Genomic DNA, 15,928 nt, shown 5'->3' on the forward strand with positions numbered 1-15,928 from the left:
GAGCTCGGCACACGACTCCAGTAAGCCTCTGACCTGCGAGGCGAAGCGGGGAGCTCGAGGGGCTTGCCCCTCGATCGGGGGTCGAAGGGGGCGGAGCCCCCTGGGAAGAACAGCCCGAGCCGGAGCGCGCCGAGCGCGCGGAGGCGAGGACGGCCGCCGCACGAGGACGGCCGCCGCACGAGGACCGCCGCCGCACGAGGATTCAACCCCGTCGCGGTGAGCGGGTTAGATCATGGCGAGGGGTTCGGCGGGGGTGTAGCCCACTAGGTGGGAGGAGGAGAAGAGGCGGGCCTCGGTGGAGGGGCGGCGGCATACGTAGGAGTACTTGTCGGCCGAGTAGACGCGGATGCCGTCGGTGCGGCACTGGCGCATCAGGACCTCGTCCCATTCCTCCGACACATCCGCGATGCCCAGGTCGACCAGCGTCTGGCGGCGGGCGAGCAACGTTCCTCCCGCGACCTCGGGCAGGAAGCGGTGCTCGGCTCCCGGCTGGCGGAGCAGCGTGGCCCCGGTGCCGGGAATGTGTGCGTAGAACGAGGCCTTGCCGAGGATCTCGGCGTCCACGGCAGAGAAGTACCGCGCCAGGTCGGCCAGGTAGTGCTCCCCGTACAGGTCACGGGGGTCGAGGACGGCCACCAGGTCGCCGTCGGCCAGCCGGAGAGCGCGGTCGAGCGCGGCGCCTCGGGTCACCGGCACGCTGATGTCCCGGACCACGATGTCGCCCTTGTGCACCGCTCGCGCGGCCTTCTCCACGACGGCTGTGTCCAGCCCTTCGGCCACGATCACGAGCTGGCCGGGGACATGGGCCTGCTGCCGGAGCTGGGCGAGCAGGTGGTCGAGTTCGGTCGCGCCGGAGACCGCCGTGATCGCCGTGATCGTGGCGGTGTTCCGTACGGAGGGCAGGCCGGCGGTGTCGAGGAGCGGATCGAGCAGCGGCGTGACCGCGACCGTGGACCGCCAGGCGAGATGCGCCTCGGAGGCGCATTGGGCGTCGGCGGCGAGACATTCGGAGACCGACTGCACGGCCTGCCGCAGTGACGCCTCGTCCGTGGCGATCGGCGCGGCGAGTTGCATGATCGGGGTGCCGCAGGCGGAGATCTCCTCGATGGTCCGTGCGTCGGCGTCCGGTCCGGCGAGGACCATGGAGACCGACCGGTAGGCGGTGAGCAGGTCGTCGTAGGTGGCCTTGTCGGTGATCAGCGGACGCCAGCCGAGGTCCGGCGGCGGATCCCCCTGAACGGCCGTCCCGAGCAACCCGACCCACGCCCGCCCGACGAACGAGGTCCCGGCGGAAGTGCCCTCGGCTCGCCCGGCAGAAGTGGTTGCAATCGGCGCGGCCGCGGCGGCCGTCGCGGGTGATCCTGCGGCGGGGCGGGGGCCGATGGCGGCCGGGATCTGGTTGTGGACGCGGGGCTGGACGGCGTGGGGAAGGATGCCGACGCGGTCGTGGCGGAGGGCGGCTCGCCACTCGCGGGCCCTGGCCTCCGAGGTCGCGAGGACGTGGTCGAACAGCGAGGCCATCGGGACGCTGACGGAGACGGGCCCGCCGGAGTGCCAGAAGATCGTGCGGATGCCTCTGCGGCTGCACTCCTCCACCAGGTCGCGCAGGCCGCGGGACCGGCCGGCCAGTTCCTCCAGCCACCGCCCGCCGTTGCCCTGCCGCGGTCCTGGGCGGACCGACTCCACGAAGAGCAGGTGCGGCCGGTGCTCGTCCAGCATCGCGGCCCAGTTGTCGGGGCCGAAGTTGGTGACCTGGCGCCATTCGTACCGGAACAGCGCCTCCGACTGCCGGTCCACGATGGCGGCCACCGTGAGGTACGGCCGGGTCAGGGGTCCCTTGGGCACGACGAAGCCCTCGGCCATGGCCGTCGACACGCCCGGTCCCGCCGTCTCGGGCACGACGGGGGCCACGGGCGGGGTCTCGACGGGCGGAGGAGTCGGGGTGAAGTCGGACCGTTTGGGCGCGGGACGCCTGCTGATGGGGTCGCGAAGGGTGCGGGCGACCTCGCCGGGCTTTCTGGTGTGGATCGCGTCACCGAGCTTCGACCACCGGCTGGCCTGCACGGACTCCAGCCGCCACTGGGCCACCTCGGTCTGGTAGCGCTGCTCCGCGAGGCTCTTGGCCAGCTTGGCGGCCTGCCTCTCGGTGGTCTTCAGCCGGGCCTCGGCCTCCCGCAGCCGCGTCACGGCCTCGGCCTCCGACACGGCGGCCCTGGCGAGCCGTTCCTGGTAGTCGGCCAGCAATCGGGTGAGCTCCGCGGCGCTCGAAGCCGCCGCCACGGCCGCTTCGAGGGCCGACCGGGCGCTCTCCAACTCTTCACTCATGCCATCACCGTGTCCCCAGACGTCGAGCCAGAATAATCGCAGATCTAGCCCGACCATCTCGAACCCACACAAGTCCGTACACTCGGCAGGTATTCGCTGAGGGGAGATCCAGTGCGTAACGGGAAGTGGCCGGAGTACGCGGCGCGGCCGTACGTCTGCGGCGCCATCGGCGCCTACGACCCGGCCAGGCTCGAACTGCTCCGCAACGCGGGCCCGCCGGTACGAGAGGCGCATCGGACGCCCGACGCGGCGCTGCTGAGCTCCTCGCCGCTCCTCCCCTACTCCGGTTCCCCGTCACGGACCCCGTCCGAGACCCCGTCCGAGACCCCGCACGCGGCCCAAGGCGGCCCGAGCCCGGCGGACACGCGTTTCGCCTGGGCGGAGCAGCGGCCGGTGGGGCCGATGCCCTGGCCGGTGGTGGCCGAGACCTGGGAGACGCCGGGGCTCATCGACGAGCCCGCGACCGTCACCCTCCACACCGGCGCCTTCGGGCTGATCGACCTCTACTACCTGTCCGACGGCGACGCGATCTACTTCGCCGGGAACATCGAGCCGCTGCTGGCGCTGGCCCGCAGGCCGTACGAGGTCAACTGGGACGCCTGGGCCGCCATTCTCAAGCTGACCTATCCGCTCCTGGAGGACACGCCCTACCGGGAGGTCAGGCGGCTGCCCGGCGCGACGGCCCTGATCTGGTCGCGCTCGGCGCGCAGGATCACCGTGGACAAGCGGGCGCCGCGCTGGGTGCGCGAGGAGCCGTTCGACCGCGGGGTGACGGCCGGCGACATCGTGGCGCTGCTGCACGAGGCGCTGAAGCCCTTCGACGACCGGCCGCTGCTGGTGCCGGTGAGCGGCGGGTACGACTCGCGTCTGCTGGCCTCGGTGGCGATGGCCCGCAAGATGGATGTCCAGTCGTGGACGACCAGCCCGGACGACGGCCTCGACAACGACATCGACTTCGCCCGCTACATCACCCGTGAGCTGGGCATCGAGCACCGGATCGTCCCGCAGGACCCCGCCGCCTACCCCGACGAGGCGCGGTGGGCGGCCCGCAGGCTGGAGTACCTCACCAGCCACCACGCCTGGTACTCCCCCTTCGCCCGCGAGGTGCACAAGGCCGGCCGGGCGGTCGTGGACGGGCTGGCGGGCGGGCCGCTGATGAAGAACTTCCTCATCACCGCCGATGCCGTGGGCGCCGGGTCCTCCGCCGACCGGCAGGCCGCGCTGCTGGCCGCGCTCGCGACCGGCGAGCCGCACCTGCCGATGCTGTCGGAACAGGCGCTGGCCTTCGTGGACGACCGGGTCGGCACGGCTTTCGCCCAGGCCACCTCGATGCTGCGCGGCCACAGGTCGGAGCTTCCGCTGAGCGTGCTGCACACCCGTACGGCGCGCGGCATCGCCCGCTCCCCGGTGAACCTGGTCGGCCCCGAGGCCACCCCCGTCTTCCCCTTCCTGTATCCGGACTTCTTCGACGCCACGCTGTCGGTCCCCGTGGACCGCAAGGAGGGCGGGAAGTTCTACCTGGAGATCCTGCGGGCCGCGAACCCGCGCGTGGCGGCCCTGCCGTCCACCAACGGCGCGCTGCCGCACCGGCGGGTGCCGCTGCGCTCGAACGGGCCGGCCGCCCGCGAGTGGAACCACCGGATGCTGCTGAAGGCGGCGACGGTCCCGGGTCTGGTGTCCGATCAGATGCTCGGCGTGATCGCCCAGGGGCCCGACGCGCTGACGGCCTTCGGCTCGTGGAACTCGCGATTTTGGTTGCGAGGGCTGGTGCTTTTCGGTTCCTGGCTCACGGACTACGAGGACGTGCTCGGCGACCTCACGCCCCCATGGTCGAGCGCGTCTTGAATCGATGAATCACGGACGGTCAACCGCCTCCCGACCTGCGAAGACACGGAGTGTGCGCGGGACGATACGTGGCCGATCTCGGGAGTGCGGGCGATTACGCGTTTGGCACGCTGGGCCACCCTCGCTGATCGCCTTCGGAGGGCCCTAATGGCCTGCTAGTCTTCCGCGAAACAGCGCCGAAACACGCTGCGTACCGAGCCACCCCTTCGGTGCCGGCGTTGGGCGGGAGTCGCAGGGATGACGGCTCCGACGGCGCGAGCCCCCGTGTAGTAACCCGCCCTACTCTCCTCATGCGAGCGATACCTATGAGCGCTTCACCATGCCCGGAATCCGTTTCCGAGAGCTTCATCTCCTCCGACCCCCGTTGGTACAAGAGGGCCGTCTTCTACGAAGTGCTGGTGCGCGGCTTTCGCGACTCCAACGGTGACGGGACCGGCGACCTGCGCGGCTTGATCGAGAAACTGGACTACCTGCAGTGGCTCGGCATTGACTGCCTGTGGTTGCTGCCGCTCTATGAGTCGCCTTTGAAAGACGGCGGGTACGACATCGCCGATTACATGAAGATCCTCCAGGAGTTCGGGGATCTCGGCGACTTCGTCGAGTTGATCGAGCAGGCCCACGCCCGGGGCATCCGGATCATCACCGACCTGGTGATGAACCACACCAGCGACCGCCACCCGTGGTTCCAGGCGTCCCGGCACGACCCCACCGGGCCGTACGGCGACTTCTACGTGTGGTCGGACGACCCGACGCGCTACCCGGACGCGCCCATCATCTTCGTCGGCGCCGAGGAGTCCAACTGGACCTACGACCCGGTGCGCGGCGAGTACTACTGGCACCGGTTCTTCCACCACCAGCCCGACCTGAACTACGAGAACCCGGCCGTCCAGGACGCCATGCTGGAGGTCCTGCGGTTCTGGCTCGACCTGGGCATCGACGGTTTCCGCCTGGACGCCGTGCCGTACCTCTTCGAGCGCGAGGGCACCGCCTGCTCCGGCCTGCCCGAGACCCACGCCTACCTCAAGCGGATCAGGGCCGAGGTCGACCGCCTGTACCCCGACCGGGTGCTGCTGGCGGAGGCCAACGGCTGGCCCGAGGACGTCGTGGAGTACTTCGGCGACCCGACGACCGGGGGCGACGAGTGCCATATGGCGTTCCACTTCCCGCTCATGCCGCGCATCTTCATGGCGGTGCGCCGGCAGTCGCGGGAGCCGATCTCCGAGATCATGTCCCGCACCCCGAAGCTTCCCGAGACCGCGCAGTGGGGCATCTTCCTGCGCAACCACGACGAGCTGACGCTCGAGACGGTCAGCGAGGAAGAGCGCGACTACATGCACGCCGAGTACGCCAAGGACCCGCGCATGCGGGCCTACCTCGGCATCCGGCGCAGGCTCGCCCCGCTGCTGGAGAACGACCGCGACCAGATCGAGCTGTTCACCGCGCTGCTGCTGTCCATGCCGGGCTCCCCGGTCATGTACTACGGCGACGAGATCGGCATGGGCGACAACATCTGGCTGGAGGACCGCGACTCGGTCCGCACGCCGATGCAGTGGAGCCCCGATCGCAACGCGGGCTTCTCCAGCGGTGACCCGGGCCGCCTCTACCTGCCGACGATCATGGACCCGATCTACGGCTACCAGGCCGTCAACGTCGAGGCGCAGATGAAGAGCGGCTCGTCGCTGCTGCACCACACGAGGAACATGCTGGCCGTACGGCGGCGGCACCCGGTGTTCGGCACCGGCGCCTACACCGAGCTGTGGTCGCCGAACTACAGCGTGCTGGCCTTCGTCCGGGAGGAGGGAGACGACCGCATGCTGTGCGTCAACAACCTCTCGAAGCACCCCCAGCCGGTCGAGCTCGACCTGCGGCGCTTCGCGGGCATGACGCCGGTGGAGTGCCGGGGCGGCGTGCCCTTCCCGGTCATCGGCGAGCTGCCCTACCTGCTCACGCTGCCCGGGTACGGCTTCTACTGGTTCTCGCTCACCCAGGCCTGAGCCCGGACGCCCGGACGGCGACCTGGATCCCGGCGGCCCTCAGCGGGGGGTCACCGGGATCCGGGCACGGGCGGCCCTGCGTGCGGGGATGAGCGCGACGAGCAGGGCCGCGCCGATGACCGTCAGCACCGCCAGGAGCAGGGTCATGGGCGCCGGAGCGCGGCCGATGCCCGCGCCGATGCCGCTCGCGGCCCCCTGCAGGTCGATCAGGCCGGACGACACGAACGCCCCGGCCAGCGCGCCCGCGACGACGCCGATCACCGCCAGCAGCCCCGTGCCGGTCACCAGCGTCCCCATGACCTGGCGTGGGGTGAGCCCCATCGCCTTGAGGACGGCGAGGTCGACGGCGTGGTCCCGCAGCCCCAGGGCGCTCGCGGTGAGCAGGTTCGCCAGGCCCAGCAGGGCCAGCACCCCCACCAGCGCGATGATGATCACCCGGATGACGGAGAGCCGGTCGGCGGGGTTCACCGCCTGGGAGACCTCCAGCGACCGGGTCTGGAGCCGTGACCGCACGGCCGCCGGATCGGCCCCCTGGCGCAGCACCAGGCTGTAGAACTGCGGGGGAAGGGCGTCCTTCGGCGCGAAGCTGTCCAGCGCGACCGAGAGGACCTCGCCGTCCTGCTCGGGCTCAAGGACGCGGCCGACGATCCGTACGATCAGCGGTGTGCCGCCGATCGTGAGCCGCGTGCGGTCCCCGATACGCACGTTCAGCAGGTCCAGGAGGCCCTGGCCCGCCACGGCCTCGCCGCGGTCGCGGTACAGGCGTCCTTCGACGACCGAGTACGGATAGGGGTCGGTGATGGTGCCGACCGCCCGCGCCCGTACGGTCCGCGTCTGCCCTGGTACCAGAGCGTCCACCTCGGTCCCGGGGTAGGCGGACACCACGTCGGGGTCGGCGAGAGCCAGTTGGTTGGCCACCGCCGAGGTGAGGTTTCCCGGTCGTACGGTCAGCGCGGCGGCCTGGCCGACCTGTTCTGGGTGGCTCTTGAAGGCGTCGAGAGAGGCCCAGCAGCCCAGCCCGATAGTGATCATCATCATCGGGACCGCGAGGCCGAACGTCGTCATCACGGCCGGCAGCCTTCGCGTGAAGGCGTCTCTGGCCCCGAGCACCAGCGCGGGCGGCAGCCGTACGAGGAGGGCCAGGCGTGCCATGCGCGACAGGTGGCCGCGCGGCGGCGCCGTCGGGGCGGCGGGGATCGGCGGGGTGCGTCCGCCGCGCCACGCGGGCAGCCAGACGGCCACCAGCACCACCAGCGCCGTGCCGAGGGCGATGGCCAGCAGCGGGGCCGGGGACAGCGGGACGGCGACGGTCTCCCCCAGCGCGTACGCCGTGATCAGCCGCCCGCACAACACACCGAGCGCGATGCCCGCCAGGCCCAGGGTCCCGTGCTCGGCGAGGAGCATGCGGACGACCTGACGCCGGGTGAACCCGAGCGACTTCAGCGTGGCGATGTCGCGCTGCTGGCCGAGCACCCGGCCGCCGGTCGCGTTGGCGATGGCCAGGGCCGCGGCCACGAGCCCCGCCGCGCCGAACAGCGCGAGCAGCACCCCGAGCAGCCGGTTGTCGAGCTCCATCGAGTCCTGCGCCTCGCGCCAGGTGGACACCCGCTGCACCTGGCCGGCGAGCTTGGTGATCGTGCGCTGGACGATCAGGGAGGTGGCGTCGGGGTCGGCCAGCCGCAGCCCCGTCACCGACTCGCTGCGGCCGAGCGCGGGCTCGACCTGCTCCAGCGTCCCGGTGAGTGTCCACGCGAGGCCGGGGGTCCACTCGGGATAGAAGCCCTGGTCACCGCTCTCGGCGAGGCCGATGACCGTGAGGCCGTGGCTCGCGCCGTTGAGGCCGGTGACCGAGAACGGGCCGCCGGTCCGCAGGCCCGCGGCGCGGGCGAACGACCGCTCCACGACCACGCCGTCCGGATCGCTCGGGTCGAGCCAGCGGCCCTCGCGCACGAGAGGCCGCCCCACCGCCGGGAGCACGGGCGCCATCTCCTGGAGGGCCACCGGGGTCTTCTTGCCGCCCTGGACGAGCGTCGCGGGGGCGGCGCGGTAGGGGCCGGCGACATCGGTGACGCCGTCGAGGGCCTTGAGCGTCGCGGGATCGGGGGCGTCCTTGGTGTGGATCCAGACGTGGGCGCCGTTTCCTCGCAGGAACAGGCCCCGCCAGGGGTTGGTGCCGTCCTCCAGCAGGGTGGCCGCGGTGATCAGCGCGGTGACGATGCCGGCCACCGCCAGGACCGTCAACAGCGCCTGAGCGCGTCTGGCCTTCAGGTCCGCGCGGACCCACCGATACTCGGCCCTGGTGGTGCTGTGGCTCATCGCGCCTATCCCCGCAGCTCCACGACGTCGCCCGCGCCGCCCTTGGGGCGGCGGCGGACGTGGGCGACGGCTCCGTCGTCGACGATCTGGCCGTCGAGCAGGGTCACCACCCGGTCGGCGAGCCCGGCCACCCGGGCGTCGTGCGTGACCATGACGATCGTCTGACCCTGCCGGTGGACCTCGCCCAGCAGGCGAAGGACGTCGCGGGTGTTGCGGCTGTCGAGGTTGCCGGTGGGCTCGTCCGCCAGCAGCACGTGTGGCTGGTTGGCGAGCGCCCGGGCCAGCGCGACCCGCTGCTGCTCACCGCCGGAGAGCTGGGCGGGAGCGGCGTCGGCCTTGTCGGTCAGCCCGAGCTCGGTGAGGAGGTACTCCCTGCGCTCCCGCGCGTGTTTCGGCGATGCGCCGCCCAGCAGCGCGGGTAACTCGACGTTGTCGGCGACCGTCATGTTGTCGACGAGGTTGAAGAACTGGAAGACGAAGCCGATCTTCTGGCGGCGGAGGATCGCCCACGCGCTCTCGTTGAGGGTGTCCGCGCGCCTGCCGTCGACCCAGATCTCCCCGCTGGTGCGCGTGTCCAGGCCGCCGAGCATGTGGACGAGCGTCGACTTGCCGGATCCGGACGGACCCATGATCGCCACGAACTCTCCATGCTCCACCCGCAGGTCGATGCCCCGCACCGCGTGCACGGGCAGGCCTCCGGTCTGGTAGATCTTCACCAGGTTGACCGTGTGGATGGCACTCGGTCCGCTCGCGGTGGTCACTGGGTCTCTCACCACTTCCCGTTCACTTCACTGCTTCAGGCCAGATCCTCCTGGCAGCGCTCCAGCCAGTCCAGGTCGGCCTGGAGGTGAAGCATGGCACCTTCGATGAGCAGCTGGGCCGGACGGTTGTCCTGATCTGTCTGCTGGGCGAGTTCTACCAGATCGCGCATGATAGCGAGGTAGTGTCGGCGTTGCCGGTTGATCAGTGCCATACGGTCGGCGATACCGGTCAGGGGAGCCAGGACGAGCTTCATGAAGAACTCGTCACGTACTCTCGGGCCCTCGTTGGGCGAGTCGACCCACTCGTCGAGGGCCTCGCGGCCCTCTGCCGTGCAGTAGTAGACCTTCTTGTTCGGGCGGTTGGACTGCTCGACGTCGACGCTGCGGACCAGGCCGTCCTTCTCGAGTCTGCCCAGCGTGACATAGATCTGCCCGATGTTGGGAGAGGGGTAGGCCGTGCCGAATATCTGCTCGAGTGCCTGTTTCAGCTCATACCCGTGGGCAGGTTCCTTCGACAGGAGCGCCAGCAATTGGAGCCGCACGCCTGACCTCCCTCGGGCCTCGCGTTACCTGAGTGTTACGAGCTAATCCGTTGACGTCCACATTATCGCTATGCATAACATGCATGCATCTACATAACACGCATGTAACCCAATCAACACCTGGAGGACACGTGCGACGCCTGGCTCCCCTTCTGCTGGCGGCTGTGCTGCTCAGCGGCTGCGCGGGGTTCGGCGAGCGCGACCAGGTCCAGAGCGGGGGCACGGACGGCACGGGTCCGATGACGTTCGCCACCGGTCGTGACACGACCGGCTACATCCAGCCTCTGATCGACAGGTGGAACCGCGTCCACCCCAAGGAGCAGGTCACCCTCCTGGAGCTACCAGAGGCGGCGGACGAGCAGCGGGCACAGATGGTCGCCAACCTGCAGGCGAAGAGCGAGCGCTACGACGTGCTCGGCCTCGACGTCGTCTGGACGGCGGAGTTCGCCGACGCCGGCTGGATCGTGCCCCTCGACCGCAGCATGTTCCCTCTCGACAAGTTCCTCGCGCCCGTGGTGGAGACGGCCCTCTACCAGGGCAAGCTCTACGCGGTGCCGTACAGCAGCAACGCGGGGCTGCTGTACTACCGCAAGGACATCCTGGACGCCGAGCACCTCAAGCCGCCCAAGACCTGGGCCGAGTTGCACGACCAGGCCATCCGCCTCGGCAAGAAGTACAAGCTGGACGGCTACGCCGGCCAGTTCCTCCCCTACGAGGGCCTGACCGTGAACTTCGCGGAGTCCGTGCAGTCCGCGGGCGGCCAGATCCTCAGCCCGGACGGCACCAAGGTCACCCTCGACCTCGGAAGCGCCACGACGGGGCTCGAATTCCTGGTCGGTGGTCTGCGTCAGGGCTGGATCCCCCAGAAGTCGCTCTCCTTCAAGGAGGAGGAGTCGCGCCTGGCCTTCCAGCAGGGCAATCTGCTGTTCGCCCGCAACTGGCCGCACGCCTACGGCCCGGCCACCAGGTCGTCCATCGCGGGCAAGTTCGCGGTGACGCGGCTGCCCGGCCTCACCGGGCCGGGGTCCAGCACGCTGGGCGGCAACAACCTGGCCATCAGCGCCTACTCCAAGCACCAGAAGTCGGCACTCGAGTTCATCCGCTACTTCACCGGCCTGGAGAACGAGCGGAGCGTGCTGACCGAGGGGTCGTTTCCCCCGGTGTGGTCGGAGCTCTACGACGACCCCGCCCTCATCAAGCGTTATCCATATCTCCCGGTGCTCAAGCAGAGCATCATGTCTGCCCGGCCAAGACCGGTCAGCTCCAAATACGACCAGGTAAGCCTGGTTATCTCGAGTGCCGTCTCCGACGCGCTCAATCTCAGGAAGCCCAGCGATGAGACCGTCGCCTCCCTGAAACAGCAGCTCAGCGAGATCATTCGCACCCCATAAAGGCGAGGGCCACCCCCCTGCCCATCATCCCGAAGTACCTCATCCCAAAACACATCATCTTTTCGGGGCCTTTTACAGGAGGTAGCACCATGCGTGTTAAGACGACTGCGGTTGTGGCCGGGCTCATGCTCGCGGCCACCGCGTGCGGCGGTGGCTCTGGCGAGACCGCGCCCTCGGCGAGTGGCAGCGCCGCCGCTCCCGCGGCCAAGACCCTGGCGGGCACGACGATCGAGATCGCCGCCAAGTGGACCGGCGACGAGCAGGCCAACTTCCAGAAGGTCTTGAAGGCGTTCGAGGACAAGACCGGCGCCAAGGTGAACTACGCCTCCACCGGCGAGGACACCGGCGCCTACCTCGGCCCGCGCATCCAGGGCGGCAACCCGCCGGACATCGCGGTCCTGCCGCAGCCCGGCCTGGTCCAGCAGTACGCCGACCAGAAGGCCCTCAAGCCGCTGTCGACGGAGGTCCAGACCCAGATCGACCAGAACTACACCCCGTACTGGAAGGGCCTCGGCTCGGCCGACGGCCAGGTGTACGGCGTGATGGTCAAGGCCGCGCACAAGTCCCTGATCTGGTACCGCGGCCCCGCCTTCGAGGACGCCGGCGCCCAGCCCGCGACCACGTGGGACGAGCTGATCACCAAGACCGCCCAGAGCCTTGCCGACTCCGGCACCGCCCCGTTCGCCCTCTGCGGCGCCTCGGGCTGGACCCTGACCGACGTGTTCGAGAACGTCTACCTGTCCAGCGCGGGCCCGGACAACTACGACAAGCTCTCCAAGCACGAGATCCCGTGGACCGACGAGTCGGTGACCACGGCGCTGGAGAAGATGGCCCAGATCTTCGGCAAGAAGGAGTTCATGCTGGGCGGCTCGTCTGGCGCCCTGCAGACCGACTTCCCGACCTGCGCCACCCAGGTGTACGGCCAGAAGAAGGCGGCCATGGTCATCGAGGGTGACTTCGTCGGCGTCTCGGCCGCCGAGTCCGGCGCCAAGATCGGCGAGGATGCCAAGATCATGCCGTTCCCGAAGGCCGGTGACACCGCTCCGGTCGTGCTCGGCGGTGACATCGCGGTGGCGCTGAAGGAGTCCCCGGGCGCCATGGCGCTGCTGGAGTACCTCGCCTCCTCCGAGGGCGGCTCTGTGTGGGCCAAGCAGCCCGGCTACCTCTCCCCGAACCGCAACGTCTCCCCGGACAACTACCCGGACGACCTGACCAAGCAGCTCGCGCAGACGATCATCTCCGCCGGCGAGGCTGTGCGGTATGACATGTCCGACCTGGCGCCGAGCGCCTTCGGCGGCACCGACGGCAAGGGCGAGTGGAAGGCCCTCCAGGACTTCCTGCGCAACCCCAAGGACGTCAAGGGCGCCCAGGAGAAGCTTGAGTCCGACGCCGCCAAGGCCTGGAAGAAGTAGGGGCCAAGGCCGTGACCGAACGGTTGGACGGCCCGCAGACCCCGCGTGGCGACGACGACGCCGTCGTCGCCCGCGGGGCCTCCCCCGGACCAGACGAGACGACAGAGACGAGGGGTGAGACCTCACCCCACGACGAACCGAACGAGACCGCGACGGCCCAGGCGGCCGGCACGGACTCCGGTTCCGACGATCCCCCCCAGAACGAGTTCCGTTCGCTGAAGCGAAGGATCACTTGGCTGGAGCAGGAGAACGCCGTTTTGAAGGCGAAAGCGGCCAAGGCGGCGACCCCGGCCTCGACCGGTGCTACGGAGACTCCCGCCGCTGGACCCGGCTACGGCCGGTCCGGGAACCTGGGGCCGTCCCCCAAGGTCGCCTGGATCTTCCTGCTCCCGGCTCTGATCCTGCTCGGCACGTGGGTGATCTACCCGATCATCTATTCGATCTTCCGCAGCATGTTCGACGCGAGCGGCGGCTCGTTCGTCGGACTCTCCAACTACGGAGCCATCTTCAGCGACTCGGGGATGCTGACCACGATCAGGAACAACCTGATCTGGGTCGTCGTGGCCCCGAGCCTGGTCACCGTGCTCGGGCTCATCTTCGCCGTGCTCACCGAGCGGATCCGCTGGGCGACCGCCTTCAAGCTGATCGTGTTCATGCCCATGGCGGTCTCGCTCCTGGCCTCCGGAGTCATCTTCCGGCTGGTCTACGAGCAGGACCCGGACAAGGGCGTGGCCAACGCGATCATGACCTCCGTCCACGACGTGTTCGCGGCGAGCAGCAGCTACCCCAACGCCCGTCCCCGCGACAACGACCAGGCCCCTGTGATCGTGCAGCAGGGAGCGGTCGTCGGCCGCCAGCCCGCCCAGCAGGCGCAGCCGGTGCTCGTGCCGCTCGTCGGGATGAAGAGCGACGCCCTGCCTGAGGGCGCCGCGCCGGCCAAGGCCACCACCGCGCAGCCCGGAGAGATCTCGGGCACGGTATGGCTCGACTTCATGCCAGGTGGCGGCACGGCCAACCAGATCGACGCGAACGAGAAGGGGCTTCCCGACGTCACCGTCGAGGTCGTCGCCGATGGGCAGGTAAAGGCCACCACCACGACCGCGGCCGATGGGACCTTCCACTTCTCGGGGTTCCCCTCGGGGTCCTACATGCTGCGGCTGCCGCAGGAGAACTTCGCCCAGCAGTTCGCCGGGGCGTCCTGGCTCGGCCCCGCGTTGATCACCCCGGCCATCATCGGCGCGTTCATCTGGGTGTGGGCCGGATTCGCCATGGTGCTCATCGCGGCCGGCCTCTCGGCCATCCCGCGTGACGCCCTGGAGGCCGCCCGCATCGACGGCGCGACGGAGTGGCAGGTGTTCCGCCGCATCACCATTCCCCTGCTGTCACCGGTGCTGCTCGTCGTCCTGGTCACGATGATCATCAATACCTTGAAGGTCTTCGACCTGGTCTTCGTCATCGCTCCCGGATCCGTGCAGCCGAACGCCAACGTGATCGCGCTGGAGATGTGGCGCGTGTCGTTCGGCGGTGGCGGCAACCAAGGGCTGGGCAGCGCACTGGCGATCTTCCTGCTCGTGCTGGTGCTGCCGTTCATGATCCTGAACATTCGGCGGTTCCGGAGGGATGAGGCATGACGACTCTCACCGCGTCCCAGTCGAGCACGGCAAGCAGCGCGGGCGCACCACAACGCGGGGTCCTCTCTCGGGTCGTGGACAGGCTCGGCGGCGGACTGGTCCAGTTCGTTCTGATCGTCCTGGCCCTGTTCTGGCTGCTGCCCACGCTCGGCCTGCTGGTGGTGTCGCTGCGCGGCGACGAGGACAACACCTCCAGCGGCTGGTGGACCTTCTTCACCAAGCCGGCACAGATCACGTTCGACAACTACACGAACCTGCTCGCGAGCGGGTTCACCTCCTCCTTCTGGAACACCGTGGCCATCACGGTGCCGGCGACCGTCCTGGTCATCGGCATCGCGGCCATGGCGGGGTACGCGTTCGCGTGGATGGAGTTCCCCGGGCGTGACGCGCTGTTCCTGGTGGTCATCGCGCTGCTGGTGGTCCCGATCCAGATCGCCCTGATCCCCATCGCCAAGCTCTACGGTTTTATGGGGATTTTTGGGTCTATCCCCGGCGTGGTGCTGTTCCACGTCGCCTTCGGACTGCCGTTCGCCATCTTCCTGCTGCGCAACTTCTTCGTCGGCATCCCCAAGGAGCTGCTCGAGGCCGCGCGCATGGACGGCGCGGCGGAGTGGAAGATCTTCGCGACGGTGGTGTTCCCGTTGGCCAAGCCGGCGGTCGCCTCGCTGGGCATCTTCCAGTTCCTGTGGGTGTGGAACGACCTGCTCGTCGCCCTGGTCTTCGCCGACACCGACGCCCAGCCGATGACCAAGGCGCTGCAGTCACAGATGCGCCAGTTCGGCACCAACGTGGACATCCTCGCGCCGGGAGCCTTCCTGTCGCTGATCATCCCGCTAGTGCTGTTCTTCTCCTTCCAGCGCTACTTCGTCCAGGGTCTGCTCGCGGGCTCGGTGAAGTAGTAGATCTTCCGGGCGCCCGTCTCGCGGGGGCAGGCGGGCGTCCGGGAAGTCACCGCGCCGCTGCTCGGGGCTTGGCCGGTTCCCGTCCCCCTGCCCTGCGGTGCGGCTAAGATCCGGACATGACCGGTCGTCCATTACACGAAGTCGTCGAATCCGGGTGGGCCACCGCCCTGGAGCCCGTCGCCGAGCGCATCGCCGCGCTGGGCGACTTCCTCAGGCAGGAGATCGCCGAGGGCAGGCAGTACCTCCCCGCCGGGGAGAACGTTCTGAGGGCCTTCCAACAGCCCTTCGCTCAAGTGCGCGTGCTCATCGTCGGGCAGGACCCCTATCCCACTCCCGGCCACCCCGTCGGCCTGAGCTTCTCCGTGGCCCCCGATGTGCGGCCACTTCCCGGCAGCCTGGTCAACATCTTCAAGGAGTACCACGCCGATCTGGGCCATCCCCCGCCCACCAACGGCGACCTCACCCCGTGGACCGAGCAGGGCGTCCTGCTGCTCAACAGGGTGCTCACCGTCGCCCCGGGCAAGCCCGCCTCGCATCGCGGCAAGGGCTGGGAGCAGGTCACCGAGCAGGCCATCCACGCGCTGGTCGCACGGGGCGGGCCGCTGGTCGCCATCCTGTGGGGGCGCGACGCCCGCTCGCTCAAGCCGATGCTCGGGCAGGTGCCGTGCGTCGAGTCCGCGCATCCGAGCCCGCTGTCGGCCAGGAACGGCTTCTTCGGCAGCCGCCCGTTCAGCCGCGCCAACCAGCTCCTCGAGAAGCAGGGCGCGAGCCCGGTCGAGTGGAAGCTCCCCTGACCGTTCCCCGACCGC

11 protein-coding genes are annotated in these 15,928 nt (G+C 69.5%); 7 read left to right on the forward strand and 4 right to left on the reverse strand.

Annotation, left to right across the window (positions count from 1 at the left end; genetic code table 11):
- Positions 1-225: 225 nt before the first annotated feature.
- Positions 226-2,325, reverse strand: a complete 2,100-nt coding sequence (locus tag ABD810_RS32975) for a glycosyltransferase family A protein (protein WP_344949827.1) — start codon at positions 2,323-2,325, stop codon at positions 226-228.
- A gap of 111 nt (positions 2,326-2,436) precedes the next feature.
- On the opposite strand from ABD810_RS32975, the gene ABD810_RS32980 reads away from it, so the two are divergent.
- Together ABD810_RS32980 and treS are read left to right on the forward strand one after the other, a co-directional pair.
- Positions 2,437-4,170 (forward strand): asparagine synthase-related protein, encoded by a 1,734-nt coding sequence (locus tag ABD810_RS32980; RefSeq protein WP_344949830.1) that lies wholly within the window; start codon positions 2,437-2,439, stop codon positions 4,168-4,170.
- Between the two features lie 305 nt (positions 4,171-4,475).
- Complete coding sequence (gene treS, locus ABD810_RS32985) at positions 4,476-6,164, forward strand: maltose alpha-D-glucosyltransferase (protein WP_344949833.1); 1,689 nt, start codon at positions 4,476-4,478, stop codon at positions 6,162-6,164.
- A 39-nt stretch (positions 6,165-6,203) separates the two neighbouring features.
- Here treS and ABD810_RS32990 read toward each other — a convergent pair whose 3' ends face one another.
- From ABD810_RS32990 to ABD810_RS33000, 3 genes are read right to left on the reverse strand one after another with little or no spacing between them, the layout of a single operon-like run.
- Positions 6,204-8,480 (reverse strand): ABC transporter permease, encoded by a 2,277-nt coding sequence (locus ABD810_RS32990; RefSeq protein ID WP_344949836.1) that lies wholly within the window; start codon positions 8,478-8,480, stop codon positions 6,204-6,206.
- Between the two features lie 5 nt (positions 8,481-8,485).
- Positions 8,486-9,241, reverse strand: coding sequence for an ABC transporter ATP-binding protein (locus ABD810_RS32995; protein ID WP_344949839.1), 756 nt, complete (start codon positions 9,239-9,241; stop codon positions 8,486-8,488).
- 35 nt (positions 9,242-9,276) lie between these two features.
- A complete protein-coding gene (locus ABD810_RS33000) occupies positions 9,277-9,783 on the reverse strand; it encodes a PadR family transcriptional regulator (RefSeq protein ID WP_344949842.1) in 507 nt (168 codons plus the stop codon).
- A gap of 131 nt (positions 9,784-9,914) precedes the next feature.
- Here ABD810_RS33000 and ABD810_RS33005 point away from each other — a divergent pair, with 131 nt between their 5' ends.
- The 5 genes from ABD810_RS33005 to ABD810_RS33025 all read left to right on the forward strand — a co-directional run bounded on the left by ABD810_RS33005 (position 9,915) and on the right by ABD810_RS33025 (position 15,913).
- Positions 9,915-11,174: an ABC transporter substrate-binding protein gene (locus tag ABD810_RS33005; protein ID WP_344949845.1), complete on the forward strand. Its 1,260-nt coding sequence runs from the start codon at positions 9,915-9,917 to the stop codon at positions 11,172-11,174.
- An 89-nt stretch (positions 11,175-11,263) separates the two neighbouring features.
- Positions 11,264-12,586, forward strand: a complete 1,323-nt coding sequence (locus ABD810_RS33010; protein ID WP_344949848.1) for an ABC transporter substrate-binding protein — start codon at positions 11,264-11,266, stop codon at positions 12,584-12,586.
- A gap of 257 nt (positions 12,587-12,843) precedes the next feature.
- A complete protein-coding gene (locus ABD810_RS33015; protein WP_425566999.1) occupies positions 12,844-14,217 on the forward strand; it encodes a carbohydrate ABC transporter permease in 1,374 nt (457 codons plus the stop codon).
- Complete coding sequence (locus tag ABD810_RS33020; protein ID WP_344949852.1) at positions 14,214-15,116, forward strand: carbohydrate ABC transporter permease; 903 nt, start codon at positions 14,214-14,216, stop codon at positions 15,114-15,116. Before ABD810_RS33015 ends, ABD810_RS33020 begins: the two co-directional genes overlap by 4 nt.
- Positions 15,117-15,235: 119 nt before the next feature.
- The gene (locus tag ABD810_RS33025) at positions 15,236-15,913 is read left to right on the forward strand and encodes a uracil-DNA glycosylase (protein ID WP_344949855.1); all 678 of its coding nucleotides are present in this window, start codon (positions 15,236-15,238) and stop codon (positions 15,911-15,913) included.
- Positions 15,914-15,928: the final 15 nt, after the last annotated feature.

The organism is Sphaerisporangium flaviroseum, from assembly GCF_039537005.1.
Taxonomy (GTDB): Bacteria; Actinomycetota; Actinomycetes; order Streptosporangiales; family Streptosporangiaceae; genus Sphaerisporangium; species Sphaerisporangium flaviroseum.